General features: G+C 69.2%; 17 protein-coding genes. 10 read left to right on the top strand and 7 right to left on the bottom strand.

Going from position 1 to position 20,135, the window contains the following annotated elements; all coding sequences use genetic code 11:
- Positions 1–52 precede the first annotated feature (52 nt).
- On the top strand, positions 53–2,881 hold the full coding sequence (gene glnE, locus IU514_RS09005) for a bifunctional [glutamate--ammonia ligase]-adenylyl-L-tyrosine phosphorylase/[glutamate--ammonia-ligase] adenylyltransferase (protein ID WP_194930757.1): 2,829 nt from the start codon (positions 53–55) through the stop codon (positions 2,879–2,881).
- Here the strand turns inward: glnE and IU514_RS09010 are convergent.
- On the bottom strand, positions 2,878–3,855 hold the full coding sequence (locus IU514_RS09010) for a mitochondrial fission ELM1 family protein (protein WP_194930841.1): 978 nt from the start codon (positions 3,853–3,855) through the stop codon (positions 2,878–2,880). The two genes, glnE and IU514_RS09010, sit on opposite strands and share 4 nt — an antisense overlap.
- Positions 3,856–4,045: 190 nt before the next feature.
- Here IU514_RS09010 and IU514_RS09015 point away from each other — a divergent pair, with 190 nt between their 5' ends.
- From IU514_RS09015 to IU514_RS09040, 6 genes are all read left to right on the top strand, one after another.
- Positions 4,046–4,636 (top strand): malonic semialdehyde reductase, encoded by a 591-nt coding sequence (locus tag IU514_RS09015; protein ID WP_194930758.1) that lies wholly within the window; start codon positions 4,046–4,048, stop codon positions 4,634–4,636.
- A gap of 29 nt (positions 4,637–4,665) precedes the next feature.
- Complete coding sequence (locus IU514_RS09020) at positions 4,666–5,259, top strand: YceI family protein (protein WP_194930759.1); 594 nt, start codon at positions 4,666–4,668, stop codon at positions 5,257–5,259.
- Positions 5,260–5,268: 9 nt separating this feature from the next.
- Positions 5,269–5,976, top strand: coding sequence for a pirin family protein (locus IU514_RS09025; protein WP_194930760.1), 708 nt, complete (start codon positions 5,269–5,271; stop codon positions 5,974–5,976).
- A 92-nt stretch (positions 5,977–6,068) separates the two neighbouring features.
- Positions 6,069–6,266, top strand: coding sequence for a zinc-finger domain-containing protein (locus IU514_RS09030; RefSeq protein ID WP_194930761.1), 198 nt, complete (start codon positions 6,069–6,071; stop codon positions 6,264–6,266).
- A gap of 39 nt (positions 6,267–6,305) precedes the next feature.
- On the top strand, positions 6,306–7,433 hold the full coding sequence (locus IU514_RS09035; RefSeq protein WP_194930762.1) for a glycosyltransferase family 4 protein: 1,128 nt from the start codon (positions 6,306–6,308) through the stop codon (positions 7,431–7,433).
- Entirely contained in the window at positions 7,405–8,742 is a 1,338-nt protein-coding gene (locus IU514_RS09040) for an O-antigen ligase family protein (protein ID WP_194930763.1), read from the top strand. The genes IU514_RS09035 and IU514_RS09040 overlap by 29 nt, the downstream gene beginning before the upstream one ends.
- A 6-nt stretch (positions 8,743–8,748) precedes the next feature.
- Here the strand turns inward: IU514_RS09040 and lpxL are convergent, their stop codons facing one another.
- Entirely contained in the window at positions 8,749–9,675 is a 927-nt protein-coding gene (gene lpxL, locus IU514_RS09045; protein ID WP_386760571.1) for an LpxL/LpxP family Kdo(2)-lipid IV(A) lauroyl/palmitoleoyl acyltransferase, read from the bottom strand.
- A gap of 107 nt (positions 9,676–9,782) precedes the next feature.
- Between lpxL and waaA the strand changes: the two genes are divergently transcribed.
- A complete protein-coding gene (gene waaA, locus IU514_RS09050) occupies positions 9,783–11,090 on the top strand; it encodes a lipid IV(A) 3-deoxy-D-manno-octulosonic acid transferase (RefSeq protein ID WP_194930842.1) in 1,308 nt (435 codons plus the stop codon).
- 73 nt (positions 11,091–11,163) lie between these two features.
- On the opposite strand, the gene IU514_RS09055 is transcribed toward waaA, so the two are convergent.
- The 4 genes from IU514_RS09055 to IU514_RS09070 all read right to left on the bottom strand — a co-directional run bounded on the left by IU514_RS09055 (position 11,164) and on the right by IU514_RS09070 (position 15,039).
- On the bottom strand, positions 11,164–11,928 hold the full coding sequence (locus IU514_RS09055) for an OmpA family protein (protein WP_194930765.1): 765 nt from the start codon (positions 11,926–11,928) through the stop codon (positions 11,164–11,166).
- Between the two features lie 221 nt (positions 11,929–12,149).
- Positions 12,150–13,556, bottom strand: coding sequence for a TolC family outer membrane protein (locus IU514_RS09060; protein WP_194930766.1), 1,407 nt, complete (start codon positions 13,554–13,556; stop codon positions 12,150–12,152).
- 15 nt (positions 13,557–13,571) lie between these two features.
- The gene (locus tag IU514_RS09065) at positions 13,572–14,231 is read right to left on the bottom strand and encodes a protein-L-isoaspartate O-methyltransferase family protein (RefSeq protein WP_194930767.1); all 660 of its coding nucleotides are present in this window, start codon (positions 14,229–14,231) and stop codon (positions 13,572–13,574) included.
- A gap of 142 nt (positions 14,232–14,373) precedes the next feature.
- Positions 14,374–15,039, bottom strand: coding sequence for a TetR/AcrR family transcriptional regulator (locus IU514_RS09070; RefSeq protein WP_194930768.1), 666 nt, complete (start codon positions 15,037–15,039; stop codon positions 14,374–14,376).
- A 77-nt stretch (positions 15,040–15,116) separates the two neighbouring features.
- On the opposite strand from IU514_RS09070, the gene IU514_RS09075 reads away from it, so the two are divergent.
- Positions 15,117–16,241 carry an efflux RND transporter periplasmic adaptor subunit gene (locus tag IU514_RS09075; protein ID WP_194930769.1) on the top strand — a complete coding sequence of 375 codons (1,125 nt, stop codon included), beginning with the start codon at positions 15,117–15,119 and terminating at the stop codon, positions 16,239–16,241.
- A 7-nt stretch (positions 16,242–16,248) separates the two neighbouring features.
- Entirely contained in the window at positions 16,249–19,410 is a 3,162-nt protein-coding gene (locus IU514_RS09080) for an efflux RND transporter permease subunit (RefSeq protein WP_194930770.1), read from the top strand.
- 21 nt (positions 19,411–19,431) lie between these two features.
- Here the strand turns inward: IU514_RS09080 and IU514_RS09085 are convergent, their stop codons facing one another.
- A complete protein-coding gene (locus IU514_RS09085) occupies positions 19,432–20,064 on the bottom strand; it encodes a hypothetical protein (RefSeq protein WP_194930771.1) in 633 nt (210 codons plus the stop codon).
- Between the last annotated feature and the right edge of the window lie 71 nt (positions 20,065–20,135).

The following is a 20,135-nucleotide window of genomic DNA, read 5'->3' on the forward strand; positions in this document are numbered from 1 at the left end:
TCGGGCGGCCGTTCTTTTTCGTCCGCGCGACGCACCATGCCAGAATCGCGCGATGAATCATCCTGGCGAACCCGCTGTGCTCCCTCCGTCGCTTGAACCGCTGGTGCCGCGCGCGTTCTCGCGCCTGCGCGCGTCGCTCGGCGAGCAGGCAGGCCAGCTCGACGCGCCCTCGGTCGCGGAGCGCGTGTGGCAAGTGGCGATGGCCAGCGACCTGGCGATCGATACGCTGGTTCGCCAGCCGGCGCTGCTGCCGAAGCTGCTGGCCGACGATGGCGCGGCACCGTTCGACCTGCCCGCGCTGACGGCACTGAACCGGACCGACTGGCCGGCGTTGCTTCGCCGCTACCGTGCCGCGGAATCGACGCGGCTCATCTGGCGCGACGTGCTCGGCCTCGATGGCGTGGACGACACGCTCGCCGGCAGCACGCGCCTGGCCGAACGCTGCCTGCAGGCGGCACTGGCGGCACTGGAGGCGGAGTTCGTGCAGCGCCACGGCGTAGTGCGCGACCGTGAAGGCCGCGAGCAGCGCCTGGTCGTGTTCGGCCTGGGCAAGCTGGGCGGCGAAGAACTCAACTTCAGTTCCGACGTCGATCTCGTCTACACCTACGAGCACGACGGCGAATCCGACGGTGACCGCCCACTGGCCGCGGAGACGTATTTCGCGCGACTCGGCCAGCAACTGGCGAAGCTGCTCGACGAGATGACGGCCGATGGGTTCTGCCATCGCGTCGACCTGCGGCTGCGTCCCTACGGCAACGCGGGCCGCGTGGCCTGGTCGTTCGCGGCGATGGAGCAGTACTTCCAGCACGAAGGCCGCGACTGGGAGCGCTACGCCTGGCAGAAGGCGCGGCCGGTGGCCGGCGACGGCGAGGCCGGGGAGCGTTTCCTCGAACTGTTGCGGCCCTTCGTATACCGGCGCTATCTCGATTACGGCGCACTCGACGGGCTGCGGGCGATGAAGGCGGCCATCAGCGCCGAGGTTGCGCGCAAGGAACTGGCCGACGACATCAAGCGCGGACCGGGCGGGATCCGTGAGATCGAGTTCCTGGTGCAGGCGCTGCAGCTGATCCGCGGCGGACGCGAGCCGGAACTTCGCGGCCGCCGCCTGTTGCCGGCGCTGCAGGCGCTGGTCGAGGCGCATCACGTCGGCGAGGAGGCCGGGTCGCAGCTGGCCGGGGCCTACCGCTTCCTGCGCGCTCTGGAGAATCGCCTGCAGATGCTGCGGGACGCGCAGACGCATGCGCTGCCGGAGAGCGTCGATGACCGCGCCCGCATCGCCATCGCACTCGGGTACGCCGGATGGGAGGCGCTGCGCGGCGCGCTCGACGTGCAGCGCGCCCTTGTGACCGCCGAGTTCGAAGCGCTGCTGGCGCCGCGTCGCCGTGCCACCGATGCAGACGAGCTCACCGTGTACTGGCGCGCCCTGCCCGAGAGCGGCGACAGCACGATGCTCGCCGCCGCAGGCTTCGAGGAAGCCACCGCTGCCGATGGTCTGTTGCGCGATCTGGCGCGCAGCCCCGGCGTGCGCGGCCTGTCGGATGCGGCGCGCGCGCGCCTGGACCGCGTGTTGCCGGCGCTGCTGTACGGCGCGGCGCAATCCTCCGAGCCGATGCTCGCGCTGCGGCGTCTGCTGGCGCTGCTGCACAACGTGTTGCGCCGTAGCGCATATCTCGCATTGCTCGACGAGCAGCCCGCTGCCCTGGCTCGCCTCGTGGAGGTGGTGTCGCGCAGCGCACTGCTGGCCGAGCGGCTGGCGGCGTATCCGCTGCTGCTGGACGAACTGCTCGACGTGCGCGTCGCCGGGCCATTGCCCGGGCGCGAGGCGCTGGTCGCGGCCTGTACTTCGGTGGCCGGCGAGGACGGTGATGCCGAAGCCACGTTGCAGGCGCTCAACGAAGTGCGCCAGGCGCTGAGCTTCCGCATCGCCATGGCGGTGCGCGACGGCCGCCAGCCCGCGGGCGACAGCGCGCAGCAACTGGCGTGGCTGGCCGACGGCGTGGTCATGCGCGTGCTTGCGCTGGCCGAGGAAGAAGTCGCGGCGGCGCATGGCCGCGTGCCGGGGGCGCGTTTCGCCGTGCTCGGCTACGGCAGCCTGGGTGGCGAGGAGCTTGGATTCGGATCCGACCTCGACCTGGTTTTCCTGTACGACGCCCGCGACGGCGACAGCGCTCATTCCGACGGTGCGCGGCCGCTGGAAGCCGCGCGATGGTTCGCACGGCTGGCGCAGAAGATCGTCGCCCTGCTCGGCGCCGTCACCGCGGCCGGCCGCCTGTTCGACGTCGACGTGCGACTGCGGCCCGACGGCGCCAAGGGTCTGCTGGTATCGAACCTCGCCAGCTACACCGACTACCAGCGCAACCGCGCCTGGACCTGGGAACACCAGGCGCTGGTGCGCGCACGCGGCGTCGCCGGCGATGCCTCGCTGTGTGCGGAGTTCGAGCGAGTGCGAGCGCAGACGCTGGGTGCCTCTCGCGATCCTGCCGCACTCAATGGCGACGTGGTGTCGATGCGACGGCGCATGCGCGCCGAACTCGACCGCAGCGATGCCGCGGCGTTCGACCTGAAGCAGGGCGACGGCGGCCTGGTCGACCTGGAGTTCCTGCTGCAGGCGACGGTGCTGCGCGCCGCCGCCGCGCATCCCGCATTGCTGGTGCCACGCAACACGCCGGGCTTGATCGAGGCCGCGCGCGAGGCCGGGCAGCTCGATGCCGCGACCGCGAAGTCGCTGCACGAAGCCCATGCGCTGCTGCTGGCGCGCGGACTCGACTGCACGCTCGACCGCCGCCAGCGCCGTGTCGCCTGTGACGACGCTGTGGACGCCGCGCGGGCGGCGATCCGCAGTGCCACGCGTGCGCAGGGATTGGATTTCGGCGAGGGTTAGAGGCGGGCCTGCACCAGCGCGGCCACGCGCGCGGTTTCACGCAGCGGAGTCACGTCCATCGGCATTGGCGCGATGGATTCGAGCGTGCTTTTGCCCAGCGTGTTGTCGCCGCCTGCGTCGAAGAAGCGGATGCGGCCGAGCCCGAACAGGCTGTCGAGGAACTGGCGCGGGCGGCCGTCGATGCGTTCGACACCACCGACGAATACCGGTGCCAGCGTCGCCGCCGCTTCCGACAGCATGTTGACCGAGTCGGCCGTGCAGACGATGCGGTCGGCCCACCCGAGCAGTCCCGCGTACGGATTGGCGCCGTCCGCCTCGCCGCACCAGACCACGCCCGGCACGCGCGCGAAGCGATCGCGCAGCCGCACCTGCACGGTGGCGGGCGTGCGCCGCGACGCGGTGGCGAGGATGCTTCCGCCTTCGTGGCGGACCAGCCGCTCCACCTGGCCCAGCAATGATTCGAACAGCGCGTCGTCGAAGCGCGCATGCGCGCTGCTGCCGCCGAGCAGCAGGGCCGTGCGCGGCGCGGGCAGCGCGGCGAACGTGGCGAACTCGCGCCGCGCCGCCGCCAGCCAGAGGTCGTCGACCGGATGCAGGCTGCCGTGCAGGGTGATGACGTTGTCGCCCTGCAGGCCGTCGTGCTGCGGGGCGACCACCACGTCCCAATGCCGGGGCGGCATCCGCGGATCGAGGATCTGCACCGCGCGTGCGCCGTTCTCCCGCGCCAGGCGCGTCGCAAGCGCGCCTTGGCGCCCACAGCCGATGGCGATCGCGGGCGGCTGCGACAAGGCGGCTGCGAACGACGCTCCGAAGGCGCGATGGGCGCCCGGGAGGCGGCGCGGAGCCAGCCACCGCCATGGTTTCTGCGATTGCAGGGTCCACTCGCGTGCCTCCAGCCCGAGCGCGCGTGCCAGCGCGTCCGCCTGGCGCCGGTTGCCGGCATGGCCATCGGTCAGCGTCCAGGCGCTCGTCAGTGGCGCGTGCGGCATGGCCGGACCGTGCCCAGTCCTGGCGGCAATGGCGGCGTCGGCGCTGCTTTGTTGCACGAAAGTGATCGATCCGTTCCGAACCCGTCGGCGGTTCCGTTCCCGCCAGACTCTACACTTCCCTCCTTCGTTTTCCGCAACCGGACCGCATTGCCTGCGGTGCCTCATGGAGCTCCCGATGTCCCAAGTCCTGTCCGACGCCGCCCTCGACCAGTTGTTCCGTACCGCCCGCACCCACAACGAGCTGGGCGGTGAGGTCAGCGACGAGACCCTGCATCGCCTCTACGAGCTCGCCAAGTGGGGCCCGACCAGCGCCAACATGTCGCCGCTGCGCCTGGTGTTCCTTCGCTCGGCCGACGCCAAGGCCAAGCTCGGGCCGGCGCTGGACGAGGGCAATTACGCCAAGACGATGGCCGCGCCGGTGACGGCCATCGTCGGCTACGACATGGCCTTCTACGACAAGCTGCCGTACCTGTTCCCGCACACCGACGCCAAGTCCTGGTTCGACACCAAGCCTGAGCCGGCGCTGGAAGTCGCCGCGCTGCGCAACGGCAGCCTGCAGGGCGCGTACGTGCTGATGGCCGCGCGCGCGGTGGGACTGGATTGCGGCCCGATGTCGGGCTTCAACAACGCGAAGGTCGATGAGGCCTTCTTTGCCGGTACCCGCATCAAGTCCAACTTCCTGATCAACCTCGGCCACGGCGACCCGGCGAAGCTGTTCCCGCGTTCGCCACGCCTGTCCTTCGACGAAGCCGCACAGATCCTGTAACGCCCCCACCACCACGGAGATTTGCCCTGATGTTCAAGCGCCTTGCCCTTGCCGCGGTCCTGGCTTCCGCCAGCGCCGCCGCCTTCGCCGCTCCGCTCACCTACAAGATCGACGCGAACCACACCTCGGTCGTCGCCAGCTGGAGCCACTTCGGCTTCGCCAACCCGATCGCCAACTTCGGCCAGGTCGATGGCTTCATCACGTACGACCCGGCCAATGTCGGCACCTCGAAGGTCGAAGTGACCCTCCCGCTGGCCGGCCTGGACTCGCACGTCGCCGACTTCGACGCGCACCTGCGTAGCGCCGACTTCTTCGACGCCGAGAAGTACCCGACCATCACCTTCAAGAGCACGAAGGTCGAGGCCGCCGGCGACAACAAGCTGCGCGTGTTCGGCGACCTGACCATCAAGGGCGTGACCAAGCCGGTCGTGCTCGACACCACGATCAACAAGGTCGGCGACCACCCGATGTCCAAGCGCGCCGCCGCCGGCTTCGATGCCACCACCACGGTCAAGCGCAGTGATTTCGGCGTCGACAAGTACGCGCCGAACGTCAGCGACAACGTCACCATCCGCATCACCACCGAGGCGATGGTGCCGAAGGCCGGTGCCGACAAGAAGTAAACTTCGGCGATGATCATCGAACGCCCATCCCACGCCCGCGGCCGCGTACAGGCCGGTTGGCTCGACAGCCGCCATACGTTCTCGTTCGGCAGCTACTACGACCCGGCGTGGATGGGCTTCGGTCCGTTGCGCGTGATCAACGAGGATCGCGTCGACGCCGGCGCGGGTTTCCCGCCGCACCGTCACGCCAACATGGAAATCCTCAGCTACGTGCTGTCCGGCGGGCTCGCCCATAAGGACAGCGCCGGCGGTGGCGGGGTCATCCGCCCCGGCGAGCTGCAATGGATGAGCGCCGGGCACGGCGTCGAGCACAGCGAATACAACGCCTCCGACGCCGAGCCCGTGCACTTCGTCCAGATCTGGATCCAGCCGTCGCGGCTGAATCACCAGCCGGCCTATGCCCAGCGCGAGGCCGTGCCGGCCGATGCGCGCGGCTGGACGCTGCTGGCCTCGCCGGATGGGCGCGACGGCAGCCTGCCGGTCCGCCAGGACGCCTGGCTGCGCAACGTCCGGCTGGATTCCGCCGAAACCGCCGCCCAGGACCTCGACCCGGCCCGTCTGTACTGGCTGCACGTGGCCCAGGGCAGCGTCAGCGTGAACGGCCGCGACCTGCAGGCCGGCGATGCGCTCGGCTTCCAGGCCGAGTCGGGGACGCTGCAACTGAAGGGCACGGGCGAAGGCCGCGCCGACGTGCTGCTGTTCGACCTGCCGGAATAGGTCCGCGCTTCGGGCGGCCCGCACGAAGCGGGCGGGCAGGGGCGGGTGGCTGGTAAACTTCGAGCCCCGCGTCGCCCTATCCGTCCCGCATCATGACCGCAGCCAACGCCCATCCCACCCAGGCCAACGCCGAGCAGCGCTACGTCGTGCACCGCAGCGACCTGCCGCTGAGCTGCCCGCTGCCTTCGATGGCGCTGTGGAACTCGCATCCGCGCGTGTACCTGCCGATCGAAGCCGAACGCGAGTGCCAGTGCCCGTACTGCGGCTCGCACTTCGTCCTCGAAGACTGACCGCTGCCGCCCGACCGTGACCGGCGTGGCGAGCATCGGATGACCGCAGCGCCCCTGACCGTGGTGCAACTGCTGCCGGCGCTGGAGTCCGGCGGCGTCGAGCGTTCCACCCTGGAGATCGCCCAGGCACTGGTCGAAGCGGGGCATCGCGCCATCGTCGTCTCCGCCGGCGGACGCCTGGTGCCGCGCCTGCAGGCGCTCGGCGCAGAACACGTCACCCTCGACATCGGCCGCAAGTCGCTGCTGACGCTGCGCCACGTGCGCGCGCTGCGCGCGCTGTTCGAGCGCGAGCGCGCCGGCATCGTGCATGCGCGCTCGCGGCTGCCGGCCTGGATCGGCCTGCTGGCGCTGCGCGGCATGCCAGCCGCGCGGCGGCCGCGCTACGTCACCACCGTGCACGGGCTCAACTCGCCTTCGCGCTACAGCGCGGTGATGACGCGTGGCGAGCGCGTCGTCTGCGTGTCGCAGGCCGTGCGCGAATACGTGCTCCGACACTACCCCGACACCGATCCCGGCAAGCTGCGCGTGATTCCGCGTGGCATCGACATCGCGTCGTTTCCGCGCGTGCCGCATCCCGATGCCCAGGCACGTGCCTGGGCTGTCGCGCAGCATCCGGCGCTCGCGGGCGACGGTCCGCTGCTGCTGCTGCCCGGACGTGGTACGCGCCTGAAGGGCCATGCCGATGCGCTGGCGCTGCTCGGCCGCCTGCGTGCCGATGGCCTGGACGCGCGACTCTGGCTGCCGGGCGCGCGCGAAAGCGGGCGCGAGGCGTACATCGCCGAACTGGAACAGGAAGCCGAGGAGGGAGGTTTCGCCGATGCGGTCGCGTTCACCGCGCCCACCGACGCGATCGCCCGCGCCTACGCGGCCAGCGACCTGGTGCTGCAGCTCTCGCGCAAGCCCGAGTCATTCGGGCGCACGGTGGTGGAGGCGCTGTCGGTGGGACGCCCGGTGCTGGGCTGGGACCACGGCGGTGCCGGCGAACTGCTGCGCGAATTGCAGCCTGCGGGCGCGGTCGCGCCGTTCGACGGCGAGCGCCTGCATGCCGTGGCGAGAACGCTGTTGCAGCATCCCCCCGTGCCACCGGCTACGATTCCATATTCCTTGCGAGCCATGCAGGACGCCACGCTTGCCGTCTATGACGAACTCACCGATGAGCGCCACTGATTCCAACGCCGCGCTGCCGGCCACGCCCGCGGGCTGGCGCTGGGCACCGGTGTGGATCCTCGCCTATGTCGCGCTGTGGCCGGCGCCGGGATACGCCGAAGGCGTGCTCGTGCTCGGCGCGCTGGCGGCGATCATCAAGCTGGTGGCGTCGCGCTTCCGCGGCGGCACCGCGCTGCTGGGCAGTTCGGCGTGGGCGCTGACCAGCGTGCTGTTCTGTGCGTACTGGCTGCCCGAACTGGTGTCGGCGCTGGATGCCGTCGATCCGGCGCGCGCGCTGCGCGAGGCCGTGGTCGACCTGCGCTATCTGCCGTTCCTGTGGCTGGTGGCGCTGGCGGTGGCCGATCCACACGGGCGCCGCCTCACCTTCGGCGGGCTCGCGGTGATCGTCGCAATCTGGACCGCCGATGCGCTCATCCAGGCACTCAGCGGCAACAGCCCGCTGTTCTCCGCACTCGATGGGCTCAAGCATTCGATCAGCGGCCATGGCATGTGCAGCCCGGAGGAGATCGCCGGCGTCGATCGCCTCAGCGGCGTACTCGGTCCGTGCAACCTCAAGCTGGGCCAGGTGATCGCCAGCCTGTCGCCGTTCGCGCTGTATGCGGCCGGACGGCGCTTCGGCACGGCCGGCTGGCTGGGCGCGGCCGCGGCGGTAGGCGTGGTGGTGCTGCTCGCCGGCTCGCGCGCGTCATGGCTGACCTATTCGCTGGTGCTGCTGCTGTCGGGCTGGCGCCTGCTCGGATGGAAGAAGCTGGGCGTGGTGTTCGCCTTCGGCGCCGCCGCCGCCGTGGCGCTGTACTTCGTCTCCCCGCAGGTGCACGAACGCGTGACGCGTACCGCGCATGCGCTTTCCGCCAGCCAGGAAGGTTTCGACAGCGCGCTGTCCGGACGTGCGCGGATCTGGAGCGCGGCGTTGTGCATGGCGAAGACGCATCCGTTCAACGGCGTCGGCGCGCGCGGATTCCGCGAGGCATTCCCTGCCTGCGATCCGGGTCACGGCGAGATCGCCGCATGGGGCGAGGGCCCGGCGCTGCATGCGCACCAGATGGTGCTGGAAGTGCTCAGCGAGACCGGCCTGTTCGGCGTGCTGATGTGGCTGGCCGGCATCGCCCTGGCCTGGCGCGCATGGCGGTTTGCCGACGAGCAGGCGCGCGAACGCGCGCGGCCGGCGATGCTGGCGCTGGCGGTGACGGTGTTCCCGTTCAACACGCACCTGGCCTTCTACTCGACGTTCTGGGGCGGCCTGACCCTGCTGTTGGCGGCACTGTACGCGGGCAGCCTGCTGGCGCGTGGTCCGCAGACCGACCACTGACGCGCGTCAGCCGTCCTTGCGGTAGGGCGAAGTCTCGCCCGGCGGACGACGCTTGAAGCGGCGGTGGATCCACAGGTACTGCGTCGGCGCTTCGCGCACCATGGCCTCGATCGCGCTGTTGACGCGCGCGCTGTCGGCGGTGGCGTCGGTCGAAGGGAAGTCAGGCAGCGCCGCGCCCAGGCGCAGCACGTAGTCGCCGCCCTCGCGGCGATGGAAGAACGGCATCACCGCGCAGCCGCTGAGCCGCGCGAACTGGTGCGTCGCCGTGATGGTCGCCGCCGGTACGCCGAAGAACGGCGCGAACACGGTGTCCTTGCCGCGCATGTCCTGGTCCGGCGCATACCACAGCAGGCCACCCTGCTTGAGATGGCGCATCGCCGCACGGATGTCCTCGTTGGTGAACATCGCGCTGGCATAGCGCAGGCGGCCGCGCTTGACCGCCCATTCCATCACCGGATTGCGATGGCGCCGGTACATGCCGGCCAGCGGCAGGTGGTCGCACATCAGCCGACCGCACATCTCCAGGGTCATGAAATGTCCGGAAACCAGCAGGACGCCACGGCCCTGCGCGCGGATCGGTTCGATGTGCTCCAGGCCTTCGATGCGAACGGTGCGGCGCATCGGTTCGACGGAGCCCCACCAGGCGCGGGCGAATTCGAACAGGCCAATCCCGAGATCGCGGAAGCAGTCGTGCAGTAGACCATCGCGCTCGGCCTGCGATTTCTCCGGGAAACACAGCGCGAGGTTGATCGCAGCGGCGCGCCGGCGATCGCCGGCGATGAGATACGCCAGCCGGCCGATGCCGCGCCCGAGCAGGCGTTGCACGGGCCAGGGCAGGCTGGCGCCCAGCCACATGGCGGCCATGGCCAGCCACATCGGCCAGTAGCGTGGACCCAACGGCGGTGGCGCGACGGTGGTCGCAGGGGAAGGCACGGACATGCGCGTGATTCTAGGGCGTGTTCGCCGCCTGCACGTAGCCCGCGGCGGTTCCACAGCACTGCGCCTGCCCGGATCGCGTGCGCTTCGTTATCCTTACCGCGATGCCGACCGAACCCCTAGAGCGCCTGCTGCGTGCCCTGTACTCGGCGGCGCTCTATCTGCTGGCGCCGATCACGGTCTACCACCTGATCTGGCGCGGCCTGCGCCAGCCGGCGTACTTCCAGCGATGGCTCGAGCGATACGCGATCTACCGCGACGGTGATCCGCCGCGCACGCTGTGGGTGCATGCCGTCTCGGTCGGCGAGGTGAACGCCGCGGTGCCGCTGATCAACGCGCTGCGCCGCAGCCGCCCGGACCTGCGTCTGCTGGTCACGACGATCACTCCGACCGGTTCGGAGCGCGTGCGCGCGCTGTGGGGTGGGCAGGTCGAGCACGTCTACCTGCCGTACGACCTGCCCGGCGCAGTGGGACGCTTCCTCGGACACTTCCGTCCGCATGCGGCGCTGATCATGGAAACCGAGCTGTGGCCGAGTCTGCTGTTCGGCTGCCGAGAGCGTGGCATCCCCGCCTACATCCTCAACGCGCGCCTGTCGGAACGTTCGCTGCGCGGCTACCGCGTGCTCAAGCCACTGGTCGGACGGGCACTGCGCACCGTGCGTACCGTCGCCGCACAGTCCAAGGCCGATGGTGAGCGTTTCGTCCGCCTCGGCGCGCGGGCCGACCAGATTCAGGTCGCAGGCAACCTGAAGTTCGACGTGGCTGTGCCAGCCGGATTGCCGGCCTTTGCCGAGGAATGCCGCCGGCATTGCGGCGGAAAGCCGGTGTGGATCGCCGCGAGCACGCACGAGGACGAGGAGGGTGCGGTGATTGCGATGCATCGCCAGCTGCGCGCGCGCTATCCGGGCCTGCTGATGCTGTGGGCGCCGCGCCATCCCGAACGCTTCCGCGCGGCGGCCGAGCAGGCGCGCGGGCAGGGCTGGCACGTGTCGACGCGCTCGCACAGGCGCTGGCCGCAGGCCGGCGACGACGTCTTCGTCATCGACACACTCGGCGAGCTGATGAGTTTCTACGCCTGCGCCGACGTCGCCTTCGTCGGCGGCAGCCTGCAGCCCATCGGTGGCCACAATCTGCTGGAGCCGGCCGCGACCGGTACCGCGATCGTCACAGGTCCCCACCTGCACAACTTCGTCGAGATCGCCGAGCGCCTCGACGCAGCCGGCGCGCTGCGCATCGGCGCCGATGCGGCCGGGGTCCAGGCCGCATTGGCGGAATTGCTCGCCGACCCTGCGCAGCGCGAACGCATGGTGGCCCATGGCCGGGAGCTGGTCGAGACCGGCCGCGGCGCGCTCGCCCGCACGATGGCGCTGCTGCAGCCGGCGTTTCCGCCCGCTGCTTCCGCGGCGCAATGACGCTGTCGGTGACGTCCGGATAAAAGAAAAGCCCCGCCGAGGCGGGGCTTTGTGTGCTCGGGCGGAGATGCGGTTACTTGTCTCCGGCCTGCACGCCCTTGTCGACCACGAGTTTCACCACGACCTTGCGCGCGTTGGCGTTGCTTCCGGAACCAGCGTCGTTAGCCACGCCCATGCCATCGCCTGCGCGGACACGCCCCGGTGCCAGGCCGGCCTTCTGCTGAAGGAAGTTCGCGACCGCGTTCGCGCGTGCGGTGCTCAGCCGCTGGTTGGCAGCCGGGTCGCCCACGGAGTCGGTGAAGCCCTGCATGACGACCTGGTAGTTCTTGGTTTCCTTCGCTTTGGCAGCGAGCGCCATCAGGTCGGACTTGCCTTGTGACGAGATCGCGGTGCTGCCAGAGGCGAACAGCACTTCGGCGGTCGCCAGCGCCTCATAGGTGCCGAACTCGTTCATGCGCGCCGTGGTCGGGGCCAGCCCGGCCTGGACCTGCTGCGCGGTCTTGAAGTCTTCCGACTTGAACGAGATCTCGGTGGCTTCGAAGCCCGTTCCGGCAGCCACGACATCGGCCGTGATCGGCAATCCGGGGATCAGCGAACCCGCCTCGACCTTCTCGTGCACGACGCCGGTCAAGCCCTTCGTCTTCTTGTACTTGGTGGCCGGTGACACGGTGATCGTCTGTTCGACGTTGTTGGCGTCCTTGACGGTGATCGTGTTGCCCTGCACGGCGGTGATCAGGCCCTTGATCTTGCTCTTGTCGCCGTCGGCGGCGAAGGCCGGCAGCGCGGCCAGGATGGCCGCGAGCGCGGCTGCGAACATCAACTGCTTCTTGATATTCATGGAAATGTCCTTTGCTGCGGACTGACAGCCCGACGGCCCGGTGGGCCGCGCCGACAAAGCTACTCCGCTGCGTTCAGGACGATATTGGCCCTTGGCCGTATGACTGCTTCACACGGCGACCCCGGCAGCAGGCGTGTCCAGGATGCCGGCAACAAAAAACCGCCGAGGTCATCGGCGGTTTCCTGAACCGGATCGCGGGGCGGCCTTGGCGGCCGGCCTGCTCAGCCGCGGATGTCGGTCAGCGCGACCTGCGCCTCGGCATCGGTGGTCAGCAGGCGGTTGATGTCTTCCACGTCCTGCACGTCGAGCGTACCGGCGGCCTGCTCCAGCACCAGGCGGTTCTGCAGGTGGCGGTAGCGTGCACGCGCGTATTCGAGCTGCGCGGCGAACAGGTTGCGCTGGTTCTGCAGCACGTCGAGCACGGTGCGGGTACCGACTTCCAGGCCGACCTGCGAAGCGTCGTAGGCGCTCTGCGCGGAAACCAGGGCCAGGCGGCGCGCCTCGACCTCGCTGACGCTGGCGACGAGGGTCTGGTAGGCGTTGCGGGTATTGCGGACCAGGGCGCGCTTCTGCTGCTCGAGCTCGTCACTGGCGACGTCGCGGCGGGCGATGGCCTCGCGGACGCCGGACTGCGTGGCGCCGCCGGAGAAGATCGGCACCGACAGGATCACGCCCAGGCTCGGGCCGAACTCGCGGCTGTCGAGATCACGCGATCCCGTGAGGTTGCTGGTGCGGTCGCCCCAGAGGGTGGTGTCGCCGTAGCTGCCGTTGAGGTACAGCGTCGGGTAGTGGCCGGCGCGCGCGGTCTGCACGTCCTGGCTGGCCGACTCGACCTGCAGTTCCTTCGCGCGCAGGGCCGGGTTGTTGGCGATGGCTTCCTGCACCCAGCCCTCGGCGTCGCGCGATTCCGGCAGGTTCGGCTGGAAGTCCTTCGGCAGGCCCTTGATGTTGCGGACAGGCTGGCCGGTCAGTTCGGTCAGCGCCTGGTAGGAGTCCTCGACCGCGTTGCGCGCCAGGATCGTGTTCGCGCGCGCACTGTCGTACTGGGCGCGCGCTTCGTGCACGTCGGTGATCGGCGCCAGGCCGACTTCCAGTCGCTTGGAGGCGTAGTCGAACTGCTTCTTCAGCGCCGTCTCGGCGGCCTCTGCTGCGGCCAGCGACTCGAGCGCGATCAGCAGGTTGAAGTAGGCGGTCGAGGTGCGCGTGATCAGGTCGTCGCCGGCGGCTTCCAGCTGGAAGTCGCTGGCTTCGCCCAGCGCCTTCGCGCTCTTGTGGCGCGTGATGTTGCTGTGGTCGTAGATCATCTGGTTCAGCCGCACTTCGGTGCCGCGCGTGCTGGTATCCGATTCGGTGCTGCCGATGCTGATGCTGCCGTCCGGGTTGGTGACGGCATCGCCGCGGCTGTAGCTGCGGTTGCGCGTGAAGTTGGCCGTGCCGTTGATCTGCGGCAGCATCGCGGCGCGGGTCTGCACCGAGCCTTCCTTGATCGCCAGGCGTCCGGATTCCGCCGCCGCGAGTTGCGGGTCGCTGTTTCGTGCCAGTTCGTAGGTCTGCAGCAGGTCTTCCGCGGAGGCGGCGGCCGGCAGCAGGGCGAGAGCCAGTGCGAGAACGATGGGGCGGCGGATCATGCGGGGTCCTTGTTCTTAAAACTCAAAGGTCGGCGCGGGGGCTGCGCCGGCGAGGTAGGGCAAATCGGTTTCGAACAACGATTGGATGCGCGGGGCGTTGACTTCGTTGCGCACCAGCACGGCTTCCATCGCCGGCGAGCGGCCGCGGACGACGAACAGGCGGCCGCCCGGCTGCAGCCAATCGATGAAACGCTGCGGAATGGCGTCGACGGCGCCGGTCACGCAGATCACGCTGAACTTCCGCTCGGTGGCGTACGAGAGCGCGTCGGCGGCGATCACCTGGACGTTGTCGACATGCTGGGCGCACAGGCGCGCACGCGCGGCGTCGGCCAGGTCGGCATGGCGTTCCAGGCTCACCACCTCGCGGACGAGGCGGCCCAGGCAGGCGGTCAGGTAGCCGCTGCCGGTGCCGATCTCGAGCACGTCGTCGGTGGCCTTCAGCTCGAGTGCCTGCAGCGTGCGGCCCTCGAGCACGGGTTTCATCATGGCTTCGCCATGCGCCAGCGGCAGGGCGAGGTCGGCGTAGGCCAGGTTGCGATGCTCCGGCGCGACGAACTCCTCGCGCGGCATCGCGGCGATCACTTCGAGCACGCGCGGGTCGAGCACGTCCCACGGCCGAACCTGCTGTTCGACCATCAGTTCACGGGCCTTGGCGTAATCGATCGTGGTGCTCATCTCGTTCTCTGGCATGCGCGGGGAAAACGCGCATTCTACCGGGCCGCGGTGACGGCCGGCGCCAAGGATCGCCGGGCGGCGCGGCGGCGACTGAGTGCCGGAAGTAACCAAGACTGTCGTCACCGGCCCCGGCATCGCATCGCTACCGGCGGGGCGCGTAGGCGCGCAGGAACAGGTCGACGGTCTCGGCCAGGTGTTCTTCGATCTCTTTCTCGCTGGTCTGGGCGCACCCAAAGACCAGGCAGGCGTGGGGTTCGCCCTTGGCCAGGGTGAAGAACTGCGAGGCGGCGCGGGCGACGTCCGGGATATCGAGCTCGCCGGCATTGACCCGGCGCTGCAGCAGCGCGGCGAAATCGCCCTGCACGCGCATCGGGCCGGCCTCCCAGAACAGCTTCGGCAGCGGCGAGGACGCCATCTGCGGAGTGCACAGCATGCGGTGCCCGGCCACGGCTTCGGGCGAGCTGACCATCGTGTAGAAGGCGCGCGCGATCGTCATCAGGCGCTCGCGCAATGGCGTCATCGGGGACGGCTCGAACAGGGATGACGGCAGCGAGGTGTCGCAGTGGGACTCGACCGCGGCGACGAACAGGGTGTCCTTGTCGCCGAAGTGGCTGTAGACGGTGAGCTTGGAGACCCCCGCCTCGGCGGCGATCTGGTCCATGCTGGCGCCGTCGAAACCCTGCTGCGTGAACATCCGCTTGGCGGCCTCGAGGATCGCGGCGCGCTTGCTCAGGTCCTTGGGCCGGCCGGGGCCGGACGACCGCGGTTCGGCGGATTTCGGGGCAGGGGTCTTGCGTGAGGCGCTCATAAGGCAATACTAGACTAACGGGTTTGATATTTATACAGTACCGCCAGGTACATTAATTAACCTCGAGGTCGCCCGCAATGCGCAGCCGTTCCCCCGCCGCTGCCCGAGCCGTGCTGCTCTGGTCGATCCTGCCGCTGGCGCTCGCCGGCTGCGGGGGCGATACCGCTCCGGAAGAAGCCGCACGCCCGGTCCTGGTGACCCGTCCGATGTCGTCCACACACACCGCCAACGCCTTCGCCGGCGAAGTCCGGGCACGGGAGGAAAGCCCGCTCTCGTTCCGGGTGGGCGGGAAGCTGGTCGAACGCAAGGTCGACGTCGGCGCGCATGTGCGCCAGGGCGACGTGCTGGCCGTGCTCGATCCGGGCGACCTGCAGGCGCAGGCACGCGCGGCCCAGGCGCAACTGATCGCCGCCGAGGCCGAACTCGGCCGCGCCCGCGCCGACCAGGCCCGTTTCGGCAAGCTCGCCAAGGATCAGCTGGTGAGCCGCTCCACGGTCGATGCACAGAACGCCGCTGCCGAAGCCGCCCAGGGCCAGGTCAACGCCGCGCGCGCCAACCTCGAGGTCGCCCGCAACCAGGCGGCCTATTCCCAGTTGCGCGCGCCGCGCGACGGCGTGATCGCGACGCGCAACGCCGAAGCCGGGCAGGTCGTGGCGGCCGGACAGACCGTCTTCTCGCTGGCCGCCGACGGTGTGCGCGAGGTGGCCTTCGCGTTGCCGGAAGGCATGGTCGCCGGCATCAAGGCGGGCCAGCCGGTGCAGGTGGAATCGTGGTCGCAGCCGGACAAGCGTTGGAACGGCCGCATCCGCGAAATCGCGCCGGCCGCCGATCCCGCATCGCGCACCTACGCCGCGCGCGTCACTGTCGACGCGCCGGCTGGCGCGCTGGAACTCGGTCAAAGCGCGCGCGTCTACCTCGCCGGCCAGCGCAACGGCGATATCGCCGTGCCGCTGGCGGCACTGCAGCGCGCGGGCGGCCGCAGCGCGGTGTACGTCGTCGATGCGAAAAGCTCGACGGTGAAGCTCGTGCCGATCCAGACCGGACCCTACGGCGAGGACCGCGTGCCGGTGAAGAACGGCCTCGCCGCCGATGCGTGGATCGTCGCCGCCGGCGGACACCTGCTGCGCGACGGCCAGAAGGTGGTGCCGGTAGACCGGGACAATCGTCCTGTCGCGGTAGCCGCTGCCAGCACGGCGCGCTGAGGCCCCCATGCGCTTCAACCTCTCCGAATGGGCGCTGCGCCATCGCAGCCTGATCATCTACGCGATGCTGGTGATGGCCATCGCGGGCACGTTCTCCTACCTGCGGCTGGGTCGCAGCGAGGATCCCGCCTTCACCTTCAAGGTGATGGTGATCCGCACGCTGTGGCCGGGCGCGACCGCGGAAGAAGTCTCGCGCCAGGTCACCGAACGCGTCGAAAAGAAGCTGATGGAGACCGGCCAGTACGAGTTCATCCGCTCGTACTCGCGCGCCGGCGAGTCGCAGGTGATGTTCGTCGCCAAGGACTCGCTGCGTTCGAAGGACATCCCGCCGCTGTGGTACCAGGTCCGCAAGAAGATCGGCGACATCCAGCCGACGTTGCCGAGCGACGTCGTCGGTCCGTTCTTCAACGACGAGTTCGGCGACACCTTCGGCAACATCTATGCGCTCACCGGCGACGGCTTCGACTATGCGGTGCTGAAGGACTACGCCGAGCGCGTGCAGCTGTCGCTGCAGAAGCTGCCCGACGTCGGCAAGATCGAGCTGTTCGGCGTGCAGGACGAAAAAGTCTGGGTCGAACTGTCGAACGTCAAGCTGGCCACGCTCGGCGTACCCGCCGCGGCCGTGCGCCAGGCGCTGGACGAGCAGAATGCGATGGTCCCGTCCGGGTTCTTCGAGACCGGCAGCACGCGCGTGCCGCTGCGCGTGGGTGGCAAATTCGCGTCGGTGGAACAGATCCGCGAGTTCCCGATCCGCGTCGGCGACCGCACGTTCCGCCTCGCCGACGTCGCCGAAGTGCGCCGCGGCTTCGCCGACCCGCCGCAGCCGCGCATGCGCTTCATGGGCGAGGAGGCCATCGGCATCGGCGTCGCCATGAAGGAAGGCGGCGACATCCTCAAGCTCGGCAAGACGCTCGAAGGCGAGTTCGCCAGCCTGCAGAAGACGCTGCCGGCCGGCATGCAGCTGCGCAAGGTCGCCGACCAGCCTGCGGCGGTGACGGAATCGGTGGGCGAATTCATGCGCGTGCTGACCGAGGCGGTCGCCATCGTGCTGCTGGTGAGCTTCTTCTCGCTGGGCCTGCGCACCGGCCTGGTGGTGGCGCTGTCGATTCCGCTGGTGCTGGCGATGACCTTCGCGGTGATGTCGTTCTTCGGCGTCGGCCTGCACAAGATCTCGCTGGGCGCGCTGGTGCTGGCGCTGGGCCTGCTCGTCGACGACGCGATCATCGCGGTGGAGATGATGGCCATCAAGATGGAGCAGGGATTCAGTCGCATCAAGGCAGCCGCGTTCGCATGGGACAGCACCGCCTTCCCGATGCTGACCGGCACGCTGATCACGGCCGCCGGCTTCCTGCCGATCGCGACCGCCAAGTCGAGCACGGGCGAGTACACGCGTTCGCTGTTCGAGGTGGTGACGATCGCGCTGGTGGTGTCGTGGATCGCCGCGGTGGCGTTCATTCCGTATCTGGGCGACAAGCTGCTGCCCGACTACGGCCATGCCGCCAAGCCGCCGAAGCCGGGTTCGTTACCGGCGCGCTGGCATGACTTCCGCGTGCGCCTGGCCGGCCGCTTCCCGGCCTTCCAGGACTTCCTCATGCCCAAGCCTCCGATCGACGGACATGTGCATGACCCGTATGCCAGCCGCTTCTACACGCGCTTCCGCGGCTGGGTGGCGTTCTGCGTGCGCCGGCGATGGCTGGTGATCGCGGTCACCATCGCCGCGTTCGTGGCGTCGGTATTCCTGTTCCGCTTCGTGCCGCAGCAGTTCTTCCCGGACTCCACGCGTCCGGAGCTGATGGTGGATATCGAGCTGGCCGAGGGCAGTTCGCTGCGTGCCACCGACGCGCAGGCCCGGCGCCTGGAGAAGCTGCTTCGCGGGCGCAAGGACGTGGAAAGCTTCGTCGCCTACGTCGGCACCGGCTCGCCGCGTTACTACCTGCCACTGGACCAGCAGCTGCCGGCCGCGAACTTCTCGCAGTTCGTGCTGACGCCGAAGGACGTGCAGGCGCGCGAGGACATCCGCACCTGGCTGATCAAGGACGTGTTCCCGCGTTTCCCAGAGCTGCAGATGCGCGTCACGCGCCTGGAGAACGGCCCGCCCGTCGGTTACCCGGTGCAGTTCCGTGTCTCCGGCGAGCACATCGAGAAGGTGCGCGAGATTGCCTACCAGGTGCAGAAGAAGTTCCGCGAGAACCCGCACGTCGCCAACGTCAACCTCGACTGGGACGAGCCGAACAAGGTCGTGCGGCTGACGGTCGACCAGGAGCGCGCACGCGCGCTGGGCGTCAGCTCGGCGAGGCTGTCGCAGTTCCTGTCCAGTTCGCTGTCGGGCTCGCACATCAGCACGTACCGCGAGGGCAATGAACTGATCGAGATGCTGTTGCGCGGTCCCGCCGAGGAGCGGCTGCGCATGGACATGCTCGGCAGCCTGATGGTGCCCACCGAGAGTGGCCGTAGCGTGCCGCTGACCCAGATCGCCACGCTCGACTACGGTTTCGAGGAGGGCATCATCTGGCACCGCGACCGCCGCCCGACGATGACCGTGCGCGCCGACATCTACGACGGCACGCAGCCGGCCACGGTGACCGCACAGATTTCGCCGACCCTGGACGAGCTGCGCGCGCAGCTTCCGTACGGCTATTCGATCGATGTGGGCGGCAGCGTCGAGGATTCAGGACGAGGGCAGAGGTCGATCGTTGCCGGCATGCCGCTGTTCCTGTTCGTCGTGTTCACGCTGCTGATGCTGCAGTTGCGCAGCTTCTCGCGCAGCTTCATGGTGCTGCTGACGGCGCCGCTGGGCCTGGTGGGCGTAACCCTGTTCCTGCTGGTGTTCCGCGTGCCGTTCGGCTTCGTCGCCATGCTCGGCACGATCGCGTTGGCCGGCATGATCATGCGCAACTCGGTGATCCTGGTGGACCAGATCGAGCACGACATCGGCGAAGGCGCCGAACCGTGGCAGGCGATAGTGGAGGCCACCGTGCGCCGCTTCCGTCCGATCGTGCTGACCGCGCTGGCGGCGATCCTGGCGATGATCCCGCTGTCGCGCAGCGCGTTCTTCGGCCCGATGGCGGTGGCGATCATGGGCGGCCTGACCCTGGCCACGTTCCTGACGCTGCTGTTCCTGCCGGCGTTGTACGCGGCGTGGTTCAGGGTGAAGGCACCCGGGCAGTGACCTCGCCTGCCAGCCCGGCTCCTACCAGCCCCAAGGTGTCGGCGGTGCCGGCACCCGGCGGGTGAGGTCGAACTCGATGCGGAATCGGCGATCCGGGCGCGTGCGTTCGTAGGCGGCCATCCGGCCGGGATGGATCTCCAGTGTCCATACGTTGGTGACGGAATCGTTGCGCTGGTTGCGCTGGAACAGGGCCTTGGACCGGGCGTCGACCGGAAACACCTGGCGTGTGGCGCTGCCGGGATCGACCGTGGCGCCGCCGTAGAGCGTCAACAGCTCCGAGCTGCCATCGCGGTTACGGCGATCGTGTTCGAGCGTGAGGCCAGATGCCGTGCGCGTGATCAGCAACGTGCGGGAGTGATCGTCGCCGACGTGGAAAGGGATGGCGACGCGGTCGCGATCGCACTGGCGGATATGCATGATGAGCGCCTTGCCGGCATATGGCATCCCGGGCGTCGGAGGCTCGTCGATCACGATCCGACCTGCGAACGCCTTGCCGCATAGCGCCTGCAGGTTGGCGAAGAATGCATCCGCGGGCCGCCTTCCATCGACACGGGAATCTGGCGACGTGTCTGCCTCGGACGGCGCGGAGCGGCAGGCCGACAGAACAAGCAGCGCCGCGATGGTCGTCGTGACAAGCCGAAGGGTACGCTTCATGCGCGCACCCTATCCATGCGGCCGTGACCGCGCCATCAACTCGGCAGCCGCCGTTTCCGCGCAACGGAAAC

The organism is Lysobacter niastensis, assembly GCF_015453285.1.
GTDB lineage: Bacteria > Pseudomonadota > Gammaproteobacteria > Xanthomonadales > Xanthomonadaceae > Lysobacter_J > Lysobacter_J niastensis.